The 18,782-nt window shown below is 52.6% G+C and carries 13 protein-coding genes; 7 read left to right on the forward strand and 6 right to left on the reverse strand.

Annotated features, from left to right (window positions below; translation table 11 throughout):
- Positions 1-59: 59 nt before the first annotated feature.
- On the forward strand, positions 60-1,517 hold the full coding sequence (locus ACP15Y_RS12790; protein WP_424983480.1) for a cryptochrome/photolyase family protein: 1,458 nt from the start codon (positions 60-62) through the stop codon (positions 1,515-1,517).
- Here the strand turns inward: ACP15Y_RS12790 and ACP15Y_RS12795 are convergent.
- Both ACP15Y_RS12795 and ACP15Y_RS12800 read right to left on the reverse strand, forming a co-directional pair.
- A complete protein-coding gene (locus tag ACP15Y_RS12795) occupies positions 1,506-1,682 on the reverse strand; it encodes a DUF1674 domain-containing protein (protein ID WP_424983481.1) in 177 nt (58 codons plus the stop codon). The genes ACP15Y_RS12790 and ACP15Y_RS12795 overlap by 12 nt on opposite strands.
- A 42-nt stretch (positions 1,683-1,724) precedes the next feature.
- Positions 1,725-2,357, reverse strand: coding sequence for a 5-formyltetrahydrofolate cyclo-ligase (locus tag ACP15Y_RS12800; RefSeq protein WP_424983482.1), 633 nt, complete (start codon positions 2,355-2,357; stop codon positions 1,725-1,727).
- Between the two features lie 143 nt (positions 2,358-2,500).
- Here ACP15Y_RS12800 and htpX point away from each other — a divergent pair, with 143 nt between their 5' ends.
- The 4 genes from htpX (at position 2,501) to purH (ending at position 8,303) form a co-directional block, all read left to right on the forward strand.
- Entirely contained in the window at positions 2,501-3,499 is a 999-nt protein-coding gene (gene htpX / locus ACP15Y_RS12805) for a zinc metalloprotease HtpX (RefSeq protein WP_424983545.1), read from the forward strand.
- A 6-nt stretch (positions 3,500-3,505) separates the two neighbouring features.
- Positions 3,506-4,816 carry an RsmB/NOP family class I SAM-dependent RNA methyltransferase gene (locus ACP15Y_RS12810; RefSeq protein ID WP_424983483.1) on the forward strand — a complete coding sequence of 437 codons (1,311 nt, stop codon included), beginning with the start codon at positions 3,506-3,508 and terminating at the stop codon, positions 4,814-4,816.
- A gap of 154 nt (positions 4,817-4,970) precedes the next feature.
- On the forward strand, positions 4,971-6,578 hold the full coding sequence (locus ACP15Y_RS12815) for a heparinase II/III family protein (RefSeq protein ID WP_424983484.1): 1,608 nt from the start codon (positions 4,971-4,973) through the stop codon (positions 6,576-6,578).
- 156 nt (positions 6,579-6,734) lie between these two features.
- On the forward strand, positions 6,735-8,303 hold the full coding sequence (gene purH, locus ACP15Y_RS12820) for a bifunctional phosphoribosylaminoimidazolecarboxamide formyltransferase/IMP cyclohydrolase (protein ID WP_424983546.1): 1,569 nt from the start codon (positions 6,735-6,737) through the stop codon (positions 8,301-8,303).
- 285 nt (positions 8,304-8,588) lie between these two features.
- On the opposite strand, the gene ACP15Y_RS12825 is transcribed toward purH, so the two are convergent.
- Entirely contained in the window at positions 8,589-9,137 is a 549-nt protein-coding gene (locus ACP15Y_RS12825) for a hypothetical protein (protein ID WP_424983485.1), read from the reverse strand.
- 114 nt (positions 9,138-9,251) lie between these two features.
- On the opposite strand from ACP15Y_RS12825, the gene ppa reads away from it, so the two are divergent.
- Entirely contained in the window at positions 9,252-9,785 is a 534-nt protein-coding gene (gene ppa, locus ACP15Y_RS12830) for an inorganic diphosphatase (protein ID WP_424983486.1), read from the forward strand.
- Positions 9,786-10,208: 423 nt separating this feature from the next.
- Here the strand turns inward: ppa and ACP15Y_RS12835 are convergent, their stop codons facing one another.
- Together ACP15Y_RS12835 and ACP15Y_RS12840 are read right to left on the reverse strand one after the other, a co-directional pair.
- Positions 10,209-11,561, reverse strand: a complete 1,353-nt coding sequence (locus ACP15Y_RS12835) for an MFS transporter (protein WP_424983487.1) — start codon at positions 11,559-11,561, stop codon at positions 10,209-10,211.
- Complete coding sequence (locus tag ACP15Y_RS12840) at positions 11,561-16,318, reverse strand: NAD-glutamate dehydrogenase (RefSeq protein ID WP_424983488.1); 4,758 nt, start codon at positions 16,316-16,318, stop codon at positions 11,561-11,563. Before ACP15Y_RS12840 ends, ACP15Y_RS12835 begins: the two co-directional genes overlap by 1 nt.
- Positions 16,319-16,540: 222 nt before the next feature.
- On the opposite strand from ACP15Y_RS12840, the gene leuC reads away from it, so the two are divergent.
- Positions 16,541-17,944: a 3-isopropylmalate dehydratase large subunit gene (gene leuC, locus ACP15Y_RS12845; RefSeq protein WP_424983489.1), complete on the forward strand. Its 1,404-nt coding sequence runs from the start codon at positions 16,541-16,543 to the stop codon at positions 17,942-17,944.
- A 54-nt stretch (positions 17,945-17,998) separates the two neighbouring features.
- Here the strand turns inward: leuC and ACP15Y_RS12850 are convergent, their stop codons facing one another.
- The gene (locus ACP15Y_RS12850) at positions 17,999-18,781 is read right to left on the reverse strand and encodes an ATP-dependent Clp protease proteolytic subunit (RefSeq protein ID WP_424983490.1); all 783 of its coding nucleotides are present in this window, start codon (positions 18,779-18,781) and stop codon (positions 17,999-18,001) included.
- Position 18,782 lies beyond the last annotated feature (1 nt).

Consider the following 18,782-nt stretch of genomic DNA (forward strand, 5'->3'; position numbering starts at 1 on the left):
TCTGATCTAAATGGTGCCCTCATGCGTTTGTTTTATGAACAGATGCATGAGGGTTTATTTTGACTGATCGTATGGAAAAAATCGCAATTTGTTGGTTTCGGCGTGACTTACGATTGGCGGACAATCCGGCGCTTTGTGCGGCGCTTGATCATGGTGTGCCAATTGTGCCGCTTTTCATCGATGATCAGGGCAAGGGTGACCAACCTAAACAGGGCGGGGCATCCAATGTGTGGTTGCACCATAGTTTGGCTGCGCTGGACAAAGATCTCGGCGGCAAACTGACGCTTTTTCAGGGGCCGGCGCAAGATGTTTTTGAACATCTGAAGGCAACATATGAGATTGTTGCGGTGCATTGGAATCGCATGTACGAGCCTGCTGCGATCACGCGGGACAAAGCGCTCAAACAATGGTTGGCGGATCAAAATATTGAAGTGCATAGCCATAATGGCACTTTGCTGTTTGAGCCTTGGACCATCGAGAAAAAAGATGGTGGCCCCTATAAAGTGTTCACGCCCTTTTACAAAAAGGGCTGTTTGAACGCGGCGCCTCCGCGTGCGCCATTACCGGCCCCTGATGAGCTAAATCTATATGCGGACAAAGTTGCCGATGCGACGTCGCTTAGCGATTTGGACTTACTGCCAACCCGGGATTGGGGCGACATGATAGTTGATGGCTGGGACATTAGCGAGAAAGGCGCGCGCGAGCGCTGGGATCGCTTTGTCGAAGAAGGGCTCTATAATTATAAAGAGGGGCGCGATCGGCCGAGTAAGCCGTTTGTATCGCGCTTGTCGCCTTATTTGCATTTTGGTCAAATTTCGCCGCATCAATTGTGGGCCGCGTTGGACCATTATGATCAGGATCGAAATGTAGGACACTTCCGGTCCGAACTTGGATGGCGGGAGTTTTCGGCCTATCTGCTTTATCATTTTCCAAGCTTGCCGGAATCCAACTTTCAACCGCAATTTGAAGGGTTCACATGGGCGAAGGATGCGCGCCGTGTTCAAAGATGGCAGCAAGGCAAAACGGGCATTCCAATTGTGGATGCGGGCATGCGCGAACTTTGGACCACGGGCTATATGCACAATCGCGTGCGCATGATTGTGGCGTCTTATCTCACCAAAAATTTGCGGCAAGATTGGCGCGACGGTTTGGCGTGGTTCGAGGATTGCTTGTTTGATGCGGATTTGGCCAGCAACAGTGCGTCTTGGCAGTGGGTTGCGGGCACCGGGGCCGATGCAGCGCCTTATTTCCGTGTGTTTAATCCGGTTTTACAGGGCGAAAAGTTTGATCCCGAAGGGGACTATATTCGTGCCCATGTGCCTGAATTGCAGGATGTGCCAACGCGCTATTTATTTGCGCCGTGGGAGGCGCCGAAGGATATGCGCGAAAAATATGGGTTGGATGGATCAAAATATCCAGAACCGATGGTGGATTTAAAGCAATCACGTCAAGAAGCGTTGGCTGCCTATGAGGCGCACAAAAATGCTCGCGCGGGCGCAAAAGAATCAGAAATCTGAGGCAATACCCTTATTTTCCCAATCGCCATAGCGCGCAGGGTCTGGACCCTTTTTGCCGTTGATTTCTTTCGGGGCCTGCTTTTGCTTCTGATCAATCTCTGCCCGGCGTGCTTGCGCTTCGGCCAAAGCTTGTTCAGCGATTTTTGGGTCAGGTTTTTTATCCATTTTCGATCCCCTTCAATGTGCGCGGAGTTTATCAAGCCCCATTTAGGGCGCAAGCAAAATTGTGTGTAACTTTATGTCCCAAGGCTGCGGATATATGGTTTGGACTTGGCAAAAATCAGCGCCAATCCCGATGGTGCGCGCTTGTGGGCGGCGCGCCAAGGTGCGGTCATAATAACCGCCGCCATTGCCCAAGCGATATTGCGCTGCATCCACGCCTAAGAGCGGCACGACAATAATGTCAGGGTCGAGCGGGGTCGTCGCGGTGGGGATGGGAATGTTGAAATGGCCCATCTGCATTTCAGATTGTGGCGTCCAATGATGAAATTCAAGCGGCTGATGTTTGGCGGGCATTACGGGGAGCGCAAGGGTCGCGCCGCGCGCATGCATCGCGCTCATCCAATCGCGCAGGTCAAGCTCGCCGCGAATCGGCCAGTAGGCGGCGATGGTTTTGTCTTTCGGGTCGCCGATTGTTTGATCCAGCATCTGGCCGATTGTTGCGGCAGTGGTTCGGCGTGCGTCGAGCGAAATGGATTTGCGTTTGGCATAGAGCTCTTGGCGGGCGGCTTTTCGAAACCGCGTAACATCGCGCACCGTATCCGGGTCAACCACATGTCCATCCACCAATTGATGGCTCATGCAGCTATTTGAATCTGAGTTAGAAGGCGTATCCGTCATGTGAAAGGCGCAGTCCTTTGCGATGGGTGCCGCAGTTTGGGCACAATAGAGGGTGAAATATAGTGAGGCAAATTTTCCGCCTGCGTGCACTTGCCACAGGGCGTAAACATGCCCATTTAAAGGTCTGAAAGGAATTTCAAATGTTGAATGCGATCAGAACCACATTTTTGCTGGCGGTTTTAACCGGGTTGTTTATGGCGATTGGTTTCGTCATCGGCGGCAAGGGCGGCATGATGCTGGCACTTTTGATGGCCTTGATGATGAATTTATTCTCATTTTGGAATTCCGATAAGATCGTTTTGCGGATGCAAAACGCGCAAGCCATTAGCTATAAGCAATCGCCGGACCTTCACGAAATGGTGGGGCGACTTTCAGAAAATGCAGGTATTCCCGCACCGCAAATCTATTTGATTCAAAGCGATCAGCCCAATGCGTTTGCGACAGGGCGTAACCCGGAAAATGCGGCAGTGGCTGTTTCGACGGGCCTGATCAAACGCCTCAGCTATGATGAGATTGAAGGTGTGGTGGCGCACGAATTGGCGCATATTCGTTCGCGGGACACATTGACCATGACGATTACGGCCACATTGGCTGGTGCCATTTCCATGTTGGCCCAGTTTGGTTTGTTTTTCGGTGCGCGAAACAACAACTCGCCTATTGGCCCCATTGGCTCCATCTTGATGGTGATTGTAGCGCCGCTGGCGGCATTGCTGGTGCAAATGGCCGTGAGCCGCGTGCGTGAGTATGAAGCTGACCGTGATGGCGCAGAAATTTGTGGCAATCCGGAAGCGTTGGCGAGAGCGCTGGATAAGATTGCCAATCATGCCAAACAGATCGCCAACACACAGGCGCGTCGCTCTCCGGGCATGGCGCATATGTACATCATCAATCCATTGGTGGGGCAGCGCGGTGACAATTGGTTTTCCACGCACCCAAATGTGAAAAACCGGATAGCGGCGCTGATGGATATGGCAAAAAAACAACCATCTGAACAAAATGATCAATGGCCCCGTTCTCGCCATATTGAACGGCAACAAACGGCCAACACAAATGGCAACGTTTCATCCAGCGGATGGCGGGTGCCGCAAACTTCGCGCGATAGACGCGAGACGAAAAACACTTCTAAAGGGCCCTGGGGTTAAAACAATATGTCAGCAAGAAGCAATACCGCCGGATTAGATGTTCGGCGGGCTGCGGCGCAGCGCCTGCAATTGGTGTTGACCGGCGCCCCCTTTATTCCTTTTGGGTTGGGTGATTTTGAAGATGGCCGCGAACGCGGCCTAGCCAATCGGCTCGTGACCGTTGCGTTGCGTCGCCATGGGCAAATCAACAAGGTGTTGGATCAGGTGCTTGAAAAAGGCACGCCGAAACGCGCCGGTTTGTTTGAACCGGCCATGCGTATCGGCATCGCCCAACTTTTGTTTATGCCTGAATTGGGTGCCCATGCGGCGCTACATTTGGCCGTTGAAACCATCAAACGAGATCGTCGCGCATCGCGTTTTGCCAAACTGGCCAACGCTGCATTGCGCACTGTGCAGCGAGATGCGGCCAGCTGGCCGCTACGGGCGCAAGATTTGCTGCCCGAATGGATGTTTAAACGCTGGACCAAACGGTATGGCGAGACCCAGGCACTTAAGATGGCGGAATTGTTGTTGGAACAACCGCCACTCGATTTGGTGTTCAAAAATGGCGTGATCCCACAAGAAGGCGCGGATGGCTTTGATGGTTTAGCAGCGCTTTTGCCGCAAAGCTATCGGCTGGCCACGCGTGACGTGACCGTGGCCGATCTGCCAGCCTATGAAGAGGGGCAGTGGTGGGTGCAGGATTTGAGCTCCACTTTGCCGGCCCGTCTGGTCGGGTCTTTGGTGGGAAAAAATGTGCTCGATTTGTGCGCTGCGCCGGGTGGTAAAACGGCCCAGCTTTGTGATTTGGGCGGGTTGGTGACCGCGGTCGAAATTGAAAAAGACCGCTTGGTTCGCCTGCGCAGCAATCTTGAACGGCTGAATTTTCACGCCAAGATGGTGGAAGCAGACGCAACTCAGCTCGACGGTGCGGATGAATATGATGTGGTGTTGCTTGACGCGCCTTGCAGCGCAACGGGCACTTATCGACGGCACCCCGAAGTGTTGTGGCATCGCAAGGAGCGCGATTTTACCCAACGGGCAGAGCTGCAATCGCAAATGTTGGCGGCGGCAGCCAAGAAGGTGGCTAATGGTGGACAGCTTATCTATTGCACCTGTTCTTTGGAGCCTGAAGAGGGCGAAAACCAAATCAAACAATTCTTAGATAAGAATGGTGATTTCGAGCTTTCGCCCGTGCAAGCGAAAGAGTTGGATGGCTGGACCGGTCCAATTGATGTAAACGGTTATGTGCGGGCCTTGCCCTGCCTAGAATTGCCCAATGGATGTGCCGGGGGTACGGACGGTTTTTTTGCGGCACGCTTGCAACGCGTGGCATAATCACGGCGGTTTTTCCTAAAATCTGTTCGAAACGCATTTTGGGGGTCCATAGTTGGGCCCGCAAATGCTATCCTACTGGTTGAAAACAGAATTCGGGGGTTTCGTCTTGGTCTTTGCGGCGGGGCAAATTTCAAAGCGTACATTTGCGGCTGTGATGGATTCGTTCGTAACGAGTCCACTGTTCCGTTGGACATGGTCCAACGTGCATATTGGCGTTGTTGCGCCTAAATTTGTCGAAGTACGTGCAGCAGATCATTTCAGCATCATTGATATGATGGCGGGCCGCTATGTGCTGGGCAGTCGGCATGTGGATACGCAGGGCATCAGCCCGTTTGCTGTGCAACATGCGTCGCCACAATGGCTGCATGAACTGCACTGTTTCTCCTGGCTTTATCACTTTGCTGCGGCCCGTGATGAGGGTGAAAAGCGTTTTGCGATGACGTTGGCGCTTGATTGGATTGCCCGTTATGACAATTACGATCCAACAGTTTGGAGCCGCGCCACCACCGCACAGCGCGTGATCAATTGGATCAAGCATTTCGAAGTGCTGACCTATGGTGCGAATGAAAATCAGCGGGAAGCGATTGTGTCGTCGCTGTCGCGGCAAATTCAATCGCTTGAAGTGCGCAAGAATTTTGAAACACAACCCCATGTGCAGGCCTCTATCGAAGTGGCCTTGTTGGGCGCTGCCGTTTCACTGGGTCGGGACACCGAAGATATCAGCCAAATGATTGATCGGCTCAACCGGACGCTGGAAGCGCAATTGAGTGACTTCGGGATGCACCTTTCCCGGTCGGGCGCGGTGCATTTCGACTTGCTTTTGAATCTGGTAAGCTTAAGGCAGGGACTGGCCACTTTTTCGCCTGAAGGGGCGAAAAAATTCATGGCGATCACCCGCAAAATGTATGCGGCGCTTGGTGGCTTGACCCTGAGCAATGGCGATTTGGCCTATTTCAACACGACGGGTCAGATTTCACATGAAGACAGTTTGGCGCTTGCCGCCCGCAGCGCCACCAAAACTGTTTTTGGCGAATCGCGAATGTTGGCGGGATTTGGCGTTTTGCTGGGTGAAGAGTCGAAGCTGATTGCGGACAGTGGGCATAAGCCAGAGCCCGGCATTGATGAATTTATGATGGCGGGTGCGGGAAGTTTTGAATTTTCGCACCGCAATGATTTGATTGTGGGCAATTGCGGCCCCGGCAATGCGGATATGGGCGAGGACGCACTTTTGTTCAGCCTGCCGGCCGCACATTCAGCATTGGAGTTGGATTATCAAGCCGAGGCGCCATTCTCCAATAAGAAGCTGATCGAGCATTATATCGCGGCAAATGGCGATGGCCCCATGTGGCTGGATTCTGAAGAAAATAGCCTGATCTTTGAAAATCGTGGCTATGAAGAACTGACGGGCGTGCAGCATAAAAGAGTGCTGACTGTGATCCCCAACCAAGGCGACGCGCTTGTTGGGCAAGATATTTTGGCCTGTGATTTGGCGCATAATAATGCGCCGGACCACTTTTTGCTGCGCTTCCATTTGGGCTTGGGCGTATATGCGGAGCTCAACGAATCCGCAAATATGGTTGAGTTGACGCTGCGGTCTGGCATGAAATGGCGGTTCCTTTTTGAGGGGGCGAATGTGATGATCGAAGCGAGCGCCCGCCAAAATCTGCGCACAGGCTTAACCCCTATTCAGCAAATTGTGCTTTATGGCACCGTGCAGCCGCATATTGATGTGGCATGGTCTTTTGTGCCGGAAGGGCGATAAACGGTCTGTTTCCGTTAGCTTTGGGCAAAAATGGCCGAAAGTGGTTCCAAAATTGTCCAGTCCGTGCTAGCGAGACCGCGAATTTTATGCGTTGTGGTTTCAGGCTGCGATGCAAATTCTGACCAAGCGCACTAGATTGGGGGTCGAAACGTGACCATGAAACGCGCCTTACTTTCTGTATCCGACAAATCCGGCATTGCTGATTTCGCACGTGGGTTGGTGGCTCAAGGGATTGAGCTGGTTTCCACTGGCGGCACACGCAAATTGTTGGAAGAAGAGCAAATCCCGGTGATTGATATTGCCGAACTGACCGGCTTTCCTGAGATGATGGATGGACGGGTGAAAACACTTCACCCGAAAGTGCATGGCGGGCTTTTGGGCGTTCGCGACAATGAAAATCACAAGAGCGCGATGCGGATTCATCAGATTTCGCCAATCGATCTGGTGGTGGTCAATCTTTACCCATTTGCGGAGACCGTGAAATCCGGTGCTGATTACGACACGGTGATCGAGAATATCGACATTGGTGGCCCAGCGATGATCCGCTCTGCCGCGAAAAACCATGCGTTCGTCACCGTTGTGGTTGACCCTTCCGATTATGACAATGTGCTGGAGCAGATCGCCTCTGAAGAGGGGATCAATCTTGCGACACGCAAAAAGCTGGCGGCGAAAGCCTATGCCCGCACTGCAGCTTATGATTCCGCGATTTCCAACTGGTTCGCCAAAGTGCTGGAAAATGGCGATATGGCCTATCGTAGTTTTGCTGGCAAGTTGGACCAGGTGATGCGCTATGGCGAAAACCCGCACCAATGGGCCGCTTTTTATAAAGATGGCTCGGAGCGTTGCGGCGTGGCCAGCGCAGAGCAGGTGCAAGGCAAAGCGCTTTCCTATAACAATATCAATGATACGGATGCAGCATTTGAATTGGTTTCGGAATTTGATCCGAAAGATAGCGCAGCTGTTGCGATCATCAAACATGCGAACCCGTGCGGTGTTGGTTTGGGCGCTGATTTGGCAGAAGCTTATGACAAGGCTTTAGCTTGTGATCCAGTGTCAGCCTTTGGCGGCATTGTGGCGCTGAACAAAGAGATTGATGAAGATGTGGCGAAAAAAATCATCGAGGTGTTTACCGAAGTGATTATCGCACCTTCTGCAACGCCGCAGGCTTTGGCCATTTTCGAAAAGAAAAAGAATTTGCGCTTGTTGCTGACCGGTGGATTGGCCGATGTGAAGGCAGATGGGCTTACCGTTAAATCAGTGTCTGGCGGCATGTTGGTGCAATCACGCGACAATAAGAGCGTGCATGATTGTGAGCTGAAAGTGGTGACCAAACGTCAGCCGACCGAGAAGGAAATGGCAGATTTGAAAATTGCCGCGATTGTGGCGAAACACGTCAAATCAAATGCGATTATCTACGCCAAAGAAGGTGCAACGGTTGGCATTGGTGCAGGGCAAATGAGCCGTGTCGATTCGGCCCGCATTGCACACCGCAAATCTAAAGATGCGGCCAAGGCACAAAAGATCAAAGGCGCATTGACCGCTGAATCTGTGGTGGCTTCTGATGCGTTCTTCCCGTTTGCTGACGGTTTGCTTTCAGCCATCGAAGCGGGCGCGACTGCGGTGATTCAGCCGGGTGGTTCTATCCGTGATGATGAAGTGATTGCGGCAGCCGATGAGGCCGGCATCGCGATGGTCTTTACCGGAATGCGTCACTTCCGGCACTAAATGTGATTTGAGTTTTAAGTGAATGGCGGTGCGTTTTTGCGCCGCCATTTTTATTTGTGGGGGGCAAAGTTTGCTTGGCATTCTTGTTTTTTGCCGCCACCGGTCGCTTCGCTCGCATTTTTTGTCCTCGCGCCGGACAGGCTGGCCCCGGCACCTCCGGTTTTTTTACGTGCCGCCGTCGTTCGCTATGCTCACTACCCCGGCATCCCCGCCGATTGATGCCCTTCATGAATGATGTGCCGATTAGCGGGTGGAGGGCTGAACCGTGGTTCAGCCCTGCGCAAATTAAGGCTGATAGTCAATCGGCTCGTTTTCACAGCTAAAATCAAAGGCCATATCGTCCGCCAATTGGCTGGCGATTTCGTTGGCGTTTTTGTATTTGCGGGCATCAACGCGGGCGATTTGGCAGGTGTTGCCTTGTTCAATTTTGGTCACAACAAGGGTCTGGCCTTCGGGGCCGCCTTCATTGTCTGTGTAATAGCGTAAGATGGTGGCGTAGGGGCGCCAATCGCCTGTGCGGTTGGTGATCCGCCATTCGATTTTTGCGCCAATGGTGTTGAATTGAGGCAGGGTTTGGTGGGCGGCCCGTTCGTTCACAGCGTTGAGGCCGTAGCTAACGAAAAAGCGAAGATCGCCTTCAGCAATCATCACCGGTATGCCGCGCCAGCCAGGGCAGGCAAAGGTGGCACCAAAATCATCTGCGTTGATGACAGTGCAATTGTTTAGATCTGTGTCCGTATACGCTACGTCTATATCAGCTGCGAATGCGCTTGCGCCTAAGGCCAGGCCCATAAAAGTTGAAAGCGCCACGCGCAGTGCCTGTTTTTGCGCCATAATCTCCTCCAAAATTAAATCAAAGCATCTGTTGGCGCTGATTATGACTTGCAATCAGGGCGAGGGCTAGGCATTAGTGCAGGCAATTGTTCAATATGACCGATGGAGACCATGATGGATTTGAACGCAATTGGCGCGGGTAAAAACCCACCTGAAGAAATCAATGTGGTGATTGAAGTGCCTGTTGGCGGTGAGCCAATCAAATATGAATTTGATAAAGATAGCGGCGCGATTTTTGTTGATCGCTTCTTGCACACCCCGATGCGCTATCCAGGCAATTATGGTTTTGTGCCAAACACACTTTGCGGTGATGGCGACCCGTTGGATGTGGTTGTGATGAATTCACGTCCGATTATGCCAGGTGCTGTGATCAAATGTCGTCCCATCGGCGTGTTGATTATGGAAGATGATGGCGGCATGGATGAGAAGCTGCTGGCTTTGCCCATTTCTAAGCTGACAAAATCATACGAAAACATCAAAGACATTTCGGATATGCCTGAAATTGAAGTGAACAAGGTTGAACACTTCTTCACGCACTATAAAGACCTTGAGCCTGGCAAATGGGCTAAGATCGAAGGCATTAAGGGCATCGAAGAAGCTCGCAAAGTGATCATGGACTCAGTTGAGTTGGCGAAAAAAGAAGGCTAATTTTTCGCGGATATGGTTTTTGGAAAGGCGGGCTTTGGGCTCGCCTTTTTTGTTGTGGTTTTTTATGCGCCGCCGTCGTTCGCGGTGCTCGCTACCCCGGCATCCAGATTCTTTTTTGCCGCCACCGGTCGCTCTTTTGCAGCGCTCACGCTGCGCAGGCTGGCTCCCGTCCCCGGCACCCCCGGTTTTTTACGCGCCGCCGTCGCTCGCGGTGCTCGCTACCCCGGCATCCCCGCCGATTGGTGCCTTGATTTTATGCTGTGCAGGGTGCCGCAATACCCTCTCACGTCATTACCGGACTTGATCCGGTAATCCATGTAGCGGTTTTGTTTGGCGCGGCGCTATGCATGTTGCGCACATTCGCCCACGTTGTTTGGACCCCGGATCAAGTCCGGGGTGACGGCGGACGGTGAGACAAAAAATCTACTTCTTTGTCACGAACAGCAATCCTAACGCCCCCAGCGCAAACAGCACGATGATTGGGGTGATGCCGATTTGTTGGGATTGGCTCCAGCTGGTCATCAGGCCAACGCTAAGCGGGGCAATGAAACTGGTGGCGCGGCCGGTTAGGGCGAAGAGGCCGAAGGCTTCGGCCACTTCTTCTTTTGGCACTTGCCGCACCAGCAGCGTGCGCGATGCGGCTTGAACTGAACCGCCTGCGGCACCGATGATTGCGCCAGCAATATAGAAGATGATCAGAGGTAGCGTACTTTCTGCCTCAAGCGGGATCACAAACAGGGCATATTGCTGGGTTGTTGAGACCACGATTAGGCAGGCTAAAATCAGCAGGATGCAACATGTGGTGACTACGGTTTTGGGACCGAAATTTCGATCAGCGAAGGCGCCGATGGTGGCGCCGATGGCGCCTGCCAATGCAGCGATAATGCCGAAGACGCCAATTTGAATGATGGATAGGCCCAACACGCCGCCTGCATAAATGCCGCCAAAGGCGTAAAGCCCGTTTAGGCCATCACGGTAAAACATAGAGGACAGCAGATAGGCGAAATAGCTTTTGCGCCGGGGAAGGCTTTTTAGGGTTGTCAGCAATTTGCGCAGGCCTTGCTGAACCGCATTTTTGGTGCGTTCGATTTTCGGCGTGTCTGGGGTGAACAGAAACAGCGGAATAATGAAAATCACATACCAAAGTGCCGTAAACGGGCCGGAGGCGCGATCCCCTTCATGTAGGGTTGGGTTTAGCTCTAAGATAGGGTCAAGACCAATCAGCGTTTTGCCCGTGTCAGCGGACGCTGACATAAAGGTCAGCATGACAATCAGCGTGAGAATGCCGCCGACATAACCTAAGGCCCAGCCAAAGCCAGAGAGCAGGCCCAAATCTTCATCCTTTACCAGATTGGGCATCATGGCATTGTTGAAGATGGTGGCGAATTCAAAACCGATAATGGCGAGGAATACGCCGACGACGGCGAACAGCACGCCATTTTCGGTGCCTGGGGCGGCGAAATACATCAGCACTGAGCCGAGCACGGCAAAAATGGAAAAGAAGGCAATATAGGGTTTGCGCGGGCCTGTTGTGTCAGACATGGCGCCCAAAATGGGGGCGAGAATGGCGATAACAAAGCCGCCAAGGCCAATGGCATAGCCCCACATGGCCTGACCATCTACAGCGTTTGGGCTGAGATAGGCCGCGAAATAGGGGGCGAAAATAAAGGTTAGAATAAGCGTGTGGAAGGGTTGTGCCGCAAAGTCGAACAGCATCCAAGAAAATTGCCCGACGCGATGATGCGCCGGGCTGGATGTTTCGGTTTGGGTGGCCATTAATTGCCCTTTGCTAAATCGGACAAGAGGCCCGCGGCCACCGAGAGCTTGGAGACGCCCAAGGTGGTGTCGGTGATGTTTTCCACCATTTCGCGGGTGCGCGAAATATCAGCAGAACGGGCATTGTTCCAATCGGCAAAGGCCTTTTGCACATCATTTGCATCGAAGGCCAGCACGTCCAATGTGATGTCGCGCTGGGCGCGGATCAGGTTGGTCATGGCCCGGTCAAGCGCCATCCGGTCATAATAATCGTGCACTTCGATGGTGTTAACCTGCTCTGTGATGCGCCCCAGTTTGAAGTTTTCCAAAATGGCGAAATAGGCGCGGGTTGCGTTTTCAACGCTGGTTTCGGCCCGTTCGGCAATCAAGACAATTTCGGTCGAAAGGGTAAGCGCGGAAAGTTGTGCCACACGCTTGGCCAAAGTTTGCGGAGCGCCGCCTTTGACGAAGCTTTCGGTTTGCTCCTCAACGCTTTGCTTTACGAACGCTGGCAGAATTTCATCCAGCATACCCCGGATTGTGTTGATGCCAGTGCCATAACGTTCGACCACTTTTGAGATGCCATCATCCAAATTGACGTTTCGGATGAACCATGCCGATTGCTGCAGCAAGAGCGCCCGCAATTCGTCATAAAGTGCCAATTGAGTTTGGCCGGACATCTTGTTGTCCAACTCATCGATGGCGGCATTCATATCGGTTAGGCCAAAGCTGTCGCGCGCAGCAGCATAGGCAGCAGCCACTTGTGCCGGATCGGCACCTGTGGAAGATGCGATGCGGTGCACAAAATCTGGCCCGCCACGGTTGATCATGGCGTTTGATAGCACAGTGGCAATCACCTCGCGCCGCAGGCGGTGGTTGGTGATCGTGTCCGGGTGAACTGTCGTGAGCTGTTCTGGGAAATAACGGAACAGTTCTTTGCCCAAATATGGATCATCGGGCACATCAGATTCCAACAATTTGGCGTAAAGCGTGTTTTTGGCGTAGGCCAAAATCACCGCCAATTCCGGACGTGTCATGCCGCGATTATGGGTTTCACGCTCCATCAAATCCACATGCTTGGGCAAATATTCAACCTTACGGTTCAATTGGCCTGCCGCTTCGAGCGATTTGATGAAGTCAGCATGGTAAGGCAAATCTGCCACATTGCGCCGTTCGGCCAATGAGATGGCCAAGGTCTGCAAATAGTTGTTGCGCAAGCACAATTCAGCCACTTCGTCAGTCATCTCCGCCAAGAAGCTGTTGCGTTGCGGCATATCCATTTGCCCATCGCGCACCAAGCTGCCCAAAGCAATTTTAATGTTCACTTCCAAGTCAGATGAGTTTACGCCAGCCGAGTTGTCGATGGCATCTGTGTTGATGCGGCCACCATGTTGGGCGAATTCGACCCGGCCCAGTTGGGTGATGCCCAAATTGGCCCCTTCGCCAATCACTTTGGCGCCAACTTCACTGCCGGTGATGCGGATTGCATCATTGGCGCGGTCACCTGCGTGGGCATTGCTTTCTGTGGAGGCGCGGACATAAGTGCCAATGCCGCCAAACCATAAAAGATCTGCTTTGGCTTTCAGGATGGCCAGCATCAACTCATTCGGGCTGAGTTGATCTTCTTCAATGCCCAAAGCCCCTTTTGCTTCTGCAGAAAGTGCGATGGATTTTGATGAACGCGGATAAATGCCGCCACCAGCCGAGAGTTTGGTCTGATCATAATCTTGCCAAGAGGATCGACCCATTTCAAACAGGCGCTTACGTTCCTCAAAAGACGTGGCAGGATCTGGGTTTGGATCGATAAAGATATCGCGGTGATCGAAGGCGGCGATCAATTTGGTTTGGCGCGACAAAAGCATACCGTTGCCGAAAACGTCGCCGGACATATCACCCACGCCCACAGCGGTGAACGGGACAGACTGAATGTCATGGTCCATTTCGCGGAAATGGCGTTTCACCGCTTCCCAACCGCCGCGAGCTGTGATGCCCATTTTCTTGTGGTCATACCCCACCGAGCCGCCAGACGCGAAGGCATCGCTGAGCCAGAAATTGCGCTCGTCAGAAATGGCGTTGGCCGTATCTGAGAAGGTTGCTGTGCCCTTGTCGGCAGCCACCACCAAATATGGATCGTCGCCATCGAGCCGGTTCACATTTTCTGGTGGGATGATTTCATCCACGTCCAGATTGTCCGTGATGTCGAGCAATGAGCCGATAAAGATTTTATAGCTGGCAGTGCCTTCGGCCATAAATTCTTCCCGTGTTGGGTTGGCCGGCATTTGCTTTGGTACAAAGCCGCCTTTCGCGCCCACCGGCACGATCACCGCGTTTTTCACCATTTGCGCTTTGACTAAGCCCAACACTTCGGTGCGGAAATCTTCTGGTCGGTCGGACCAACGCAGGCCGCCCCGGGCGATCATGCCGCCGCGCAAATGCACGCCTTCAACCCGTGGGCTATAGACGAAGATTTCGCGGAATGGACGTGGATCAGGTAGGCCTTTGACTTTGGATGCGTCAAATTTGATGGCGAGTGCCGGACGCCGTTGCCCATTTGGGCGTTGGAAGAAATTGGTGCGCAAGCTTGAGTCCACCAAGTTCACGAAGCGGCGGAAGATGGTGTCATCATCCAAGCTGGTGATTTGATCTAACGTCTGCTTGATGGTTTCGCGGGCGTTTTGTTCGACAAGTTGCGCGTCGCCATTGAAGTTCGGGTTGTGGCGTGCGTGGAACAGATCAACAATCGCCTTGGCTGTTAGCGGATGCTTGGACAGTGTTTCCCACATATAGCGCTGGGAGTAGGTGATGTCGGCCTGTTTCAAATAGCGCGATAAGGCTCGGATGATGGCGATATTGTCCCATGACATGGCCGCGAAAAGCGCCAACCGGTTATAACCATCATTCTCCGCCTCTTTGTACCAAACGGCCTTGATGGCGCGCTCGATCACGTCGGAGATTTCGGTGAGGTCGCCCTCAAAATCGTGAACCTTGAGGGTCATATCGTGGAGCACGCGCTCATCTTCGTCCTCAGGCGTTACGGTATATGTCCGTTCATTGACAACGCTGAACCCAAAATTCTCCAGCAAAGGAACACGGGCGCTCAATGGAATGGCGGTGGAGCGGTGATAAAGCTTGAGTGAATAGGCATTTTCGCGGCGGGCGTGTTTGTCCAACCGCACGCCAACTTTGATGTCATCATCAAGCTGTTTGAAATGCTCAATATCCACCAGCGCTTCAGCATGCGGATATTTTTCTTGATAGGCATTGGTGAAAGCATTCACATAGTTGGCGATCGACCGTGGGTCATCCGCCATTGAGGCCAACCAATCCCCGTAAGACCGGGTGAGATTGGTGATGTGCTCTTCCAACTCATCCCGATCTGGCTGCGGGGTTTTCCCGCCATTGCGGCCAAGGATAAAGTGAACAGATGCCAGTTCGCCTTCAGGGAAATTTGGATAGAAGGCAGAAACTCGAGCATCGTATTTTTCGGCCAGATATTCGCCTACCTGCTTACGGATATGCGAGTTATATTTATCCCGCGCCATAAACAGCAGTACCGACACAAAGTTGTCGAACGGGTCGATGCGCGGCAAAACCCGCACGCGCGGCCGGTCTGCCAGTTCTGAAATGGTGGTGGCAAACTCATAGAGCAGCTTTTCGTCGATTTGGAACAATTCCTCACGCGGATAATTGTCCAAAGCGTTCATCAAGGCTTTGCCTGAGTGGGAATTTGGCGAGTGGCCAGAGCGCTGCATCACATGCATCACCTTGCGGCGCAAAAGCGGCACGGATGTGTGTGGCGTGGCCAAAGACATGGAGGTGAACAGGCCCAAAATCCGAAGTTCGCCAGATAGGTTGCCATCTTCATCAAACAGTTTGACGCCGACATAATCCATATGCACCCGACGGTGCACCACAGATTTGATGTTGGCTTTGGTGACCATCAAAGGATCGGACATTTGCAAAAACGCCACGTGCTGATCGGTCATTTCCACATAGTCTGACCCGTGACGCAGAAAATATAAGTCTGGGTCTTTCAAAATGCCCAAACCGCTTTCAGGCAACGGTTCTAGATGTGGCGTGCCATTTTGATCTTGCAGGCGATATTCCCGCATCCCCAAAAAGGTAAAGTTATGGTCTGCGAGCCAGCCCAAAAAATGCATGCTTTCGGCCAGCACGGCTTCTTCGATTTTTGGCGGATGGTCGCGATAGCGGCGCACGGTTTCGCCAAGTTTTTCCAGCATGGGCCGCCAACCATTTACGGCATGGCGCGCTTGGGTGAGGGCGCTATCTAGCTCTTCCACCAACACTTGCTGATTGTTGGCGCTGAGACCTGGGCGATAATGCACATGCAAAAGGCTTTCCTTTTGCACGCCATCTTCAAAATTTTCGAGAACTTCGATGCCCTCATCAGTTTTGCGCACAGGCAAAATCGGGTGGGCAAAAAGGATGATGTCGGCACCGGATGCGCGAATGGCGGCAAGGCCGCTATCGACGATAAAGGGCATATCTTCATTAAACACATCAACGATGTGGTCGCGATGTGCATCCTCAGGGGCCCAATTGGAGATGTGGTGTCCGTTTGTGGTGCGTTGTCCCAAATGGTCATAGGCGCGGATGGCGGCGTCTAGGAGTTCAGACAAATCTTTGTTCTTTAGATCGCCATCGTCGATCGAGTTCACCAGGTGGCCAAGAAAGTTCAAAAAGCTTTGATCGCTGAGACTTCTGGATTTTGCAAGTTCGATGAGCTGAGACTTGTAAGCGCTCGTGGCCTGCGCCATTTGGGTATCCCCTTTTTGATTTTAATTATGTTGAGTTTAAACAGGGATAGTAAAGAAAGTCAGTAGTCTTTTTGGGTGGGTTCCACGTTAAATTTTCACGCCAATTCCATACCTTTAGCCCGTCTCTGGTGGACGATTATGCCCTGATCGTGACTTGACCGCGCTTTGCGCTGGTTTTAGAACGACTTTAATCAGGCAATTTTGAATGGAAGACTGCATAAAATGGGCAATCCACGTACGCTTTATGACAAGATTTGGGACGATCACTTGGTGACCAATAATGAAGATGGCACAAGCCTTCTTTATATTGATCGTCACCTTGTGCATGAGGTGACAAGCCCACAAGCGTTTGAAGGCCTGCGTTTGGCTGGCCGCAAAGTGCGGGCGCCGCAACGTACATTGGCGGTTGTGGACCACAATGTGCCCACCACCGATCGCTCGCAGGGCATTGATGACCCAGACAGCAAAATCCAAGTAGATACATTGGCGAAAAACGCTGCTGACTTCGAAGTTGAATATTTCGATGAGTTGGATAAACGCCAAGGCGTTGTGCATATTGTTGGCCCAGAGCAAGGCTTCACCCTGCCGGGCATGACCATTGTGTGCGGCGACAGCCACACGTCAACCCATGGTGCATTTGGCGCATTGGCGCACGGCATCGGCACATCAGAAGTTGAGCATGTGTTGGCAACGCAAACTTTGATCCAGTCTAAAGCCAAAAATATGCGCGTGACTGTGAATGGCAAACTGCCAGAAGGCGTGACCGCGAAAGATATCGTTTTGGCGATTATCGGCGAAATTGGCACAGCCGGGGGCACCGGCCATGTGATTGAATATGCAGGCGAAGCCATTCAAGAGCTTTCCATGGAAGGCCGGATGACGGTTTGTAACATGTCCATCGAAGCGGGTGCACGCGCTGGCTTGATTGCGCCTGACCAAAAGACATTTGATTATATTGAAGGTCGTCCTCGTGCGCCGAAAGGCGAAGCGTTTGATATGGCGAAAGCCTATTGGCAAACATTGCACACGGATGAAGGCGCAAAGTTTGACAAGGAAATCACCCTTGATGCGTCTGACTTACCACCAATCGTGACGTGGGGCTCAAGCCCTGAAGATGTGGTTTCGGTCAATGGCTTGGTGCCAAACCCTGACGATATTGAAAATGAAAACACACGCGCTTCAAAATGGCGTGCGTTGGAATATATGGGCCTGAAGCCAGGCACCAAAATCACTGACATTACGATTGATCGCGTGTTTATCGGGTCTTGCACCAATGGCCGGATTGAAGATTTCCGCGCAGCGGCGGACGTGCTGAAAGGCAAGAAAGTTGCAGACGGCGTGAATGTGATGATCGTGCCGGGTTCTGGCTTGGTGAAAGCACAGGCGGAAGAAGAAGGTTTGGACAAAATCTTCATCGAAGCGGGTTGTGAGTGGCGTGAGCCGGGCTGCTCCATGTGCTTGGCGATGAATGCGGATAAGTTGAAGCCGGAAGAGCGTTGCGCTTCAACTTCAAACCGCAACTTTGAAGGCCGTCAGGGCTTTAAAGGCAGGACGCACCTTGTGTCACCCTCTATGGCTGCAGCCGCTGCGGTCGCTGGTCGTTTTGTGGATGTGCGTGATATCTAAGCGCGCCACTTCAGCAAAGATTTGATGGAAGCCCCTTGCATTTGCGAGGGGCTTTTATTTTGAGATGAGGGTGGCCAATTTGTAGGATTTGGCTTCGTCCGCGGTGAAGTAATAGAGCCGCTGAGGCGGTGTTTCGAGTGCGTGCACCCACATTGCGCCATCGACGCCCATATCATCAAAATGCTTTGTGATCCGCGCGGTGATGGACTGAGCATCGGACATGGCTTGCGCCGAATTGCGATTGGCGTTTGGATCGTTGGCAGGGACGTAGATTTGATGCACACCGACATTGGCGCGTTGGTGCATGTCGCGCTTAACCCCAGCCGCAAAGATGAGCGGGCAGGAGGAGGCGCAATAGCCGCCTGCTGGCACACGCACATTAAGGTCAAGCTCGCGCACCAGTTTTGCTAAGGCCAAAGCATCATCAACGGACCCGCCGGGGGAGTTGATTTCAACCCATTCCACATATTCAGCAATGCGTTTGAGTTCAGGCCCTAGCCGGGCAAAAGAGCCAACATCAATGGCACCTTCAAGCGAGAGCATTTTGCCAGATTCCAATGTGGCGGTCAGTGGCTGTTGTAGGGTTTCGCGGGGAAGTTCCACCCGCTCATTAGGGGCAAATTGCGGGGCATTTGGGTTAATTTCAGGCCGATCCACCGAAGGCAAAATAGGCGTGTCGCCCTGCTGCGGATTGTAGGGTGCGTCAGATTGCTGGTTGTAAAGCTGATCAAAGTCGAGCCACAGAATGATTGCCGTTGCGAACAATAACACGAAAAAGACCACCCGCATTAAGCGGCCATCATCAAGCCAAATCCGCATTTTGGTGCTGCTGTTCATC

It is taken from the genome of Maritalea sp. S77 (assembly GCF_049801075.1).
Lineage (GTDB): Bacteria > Pseudomonadota > Alphaproteobacteria > Rhizobiales > Devosiaceae > Maritalea.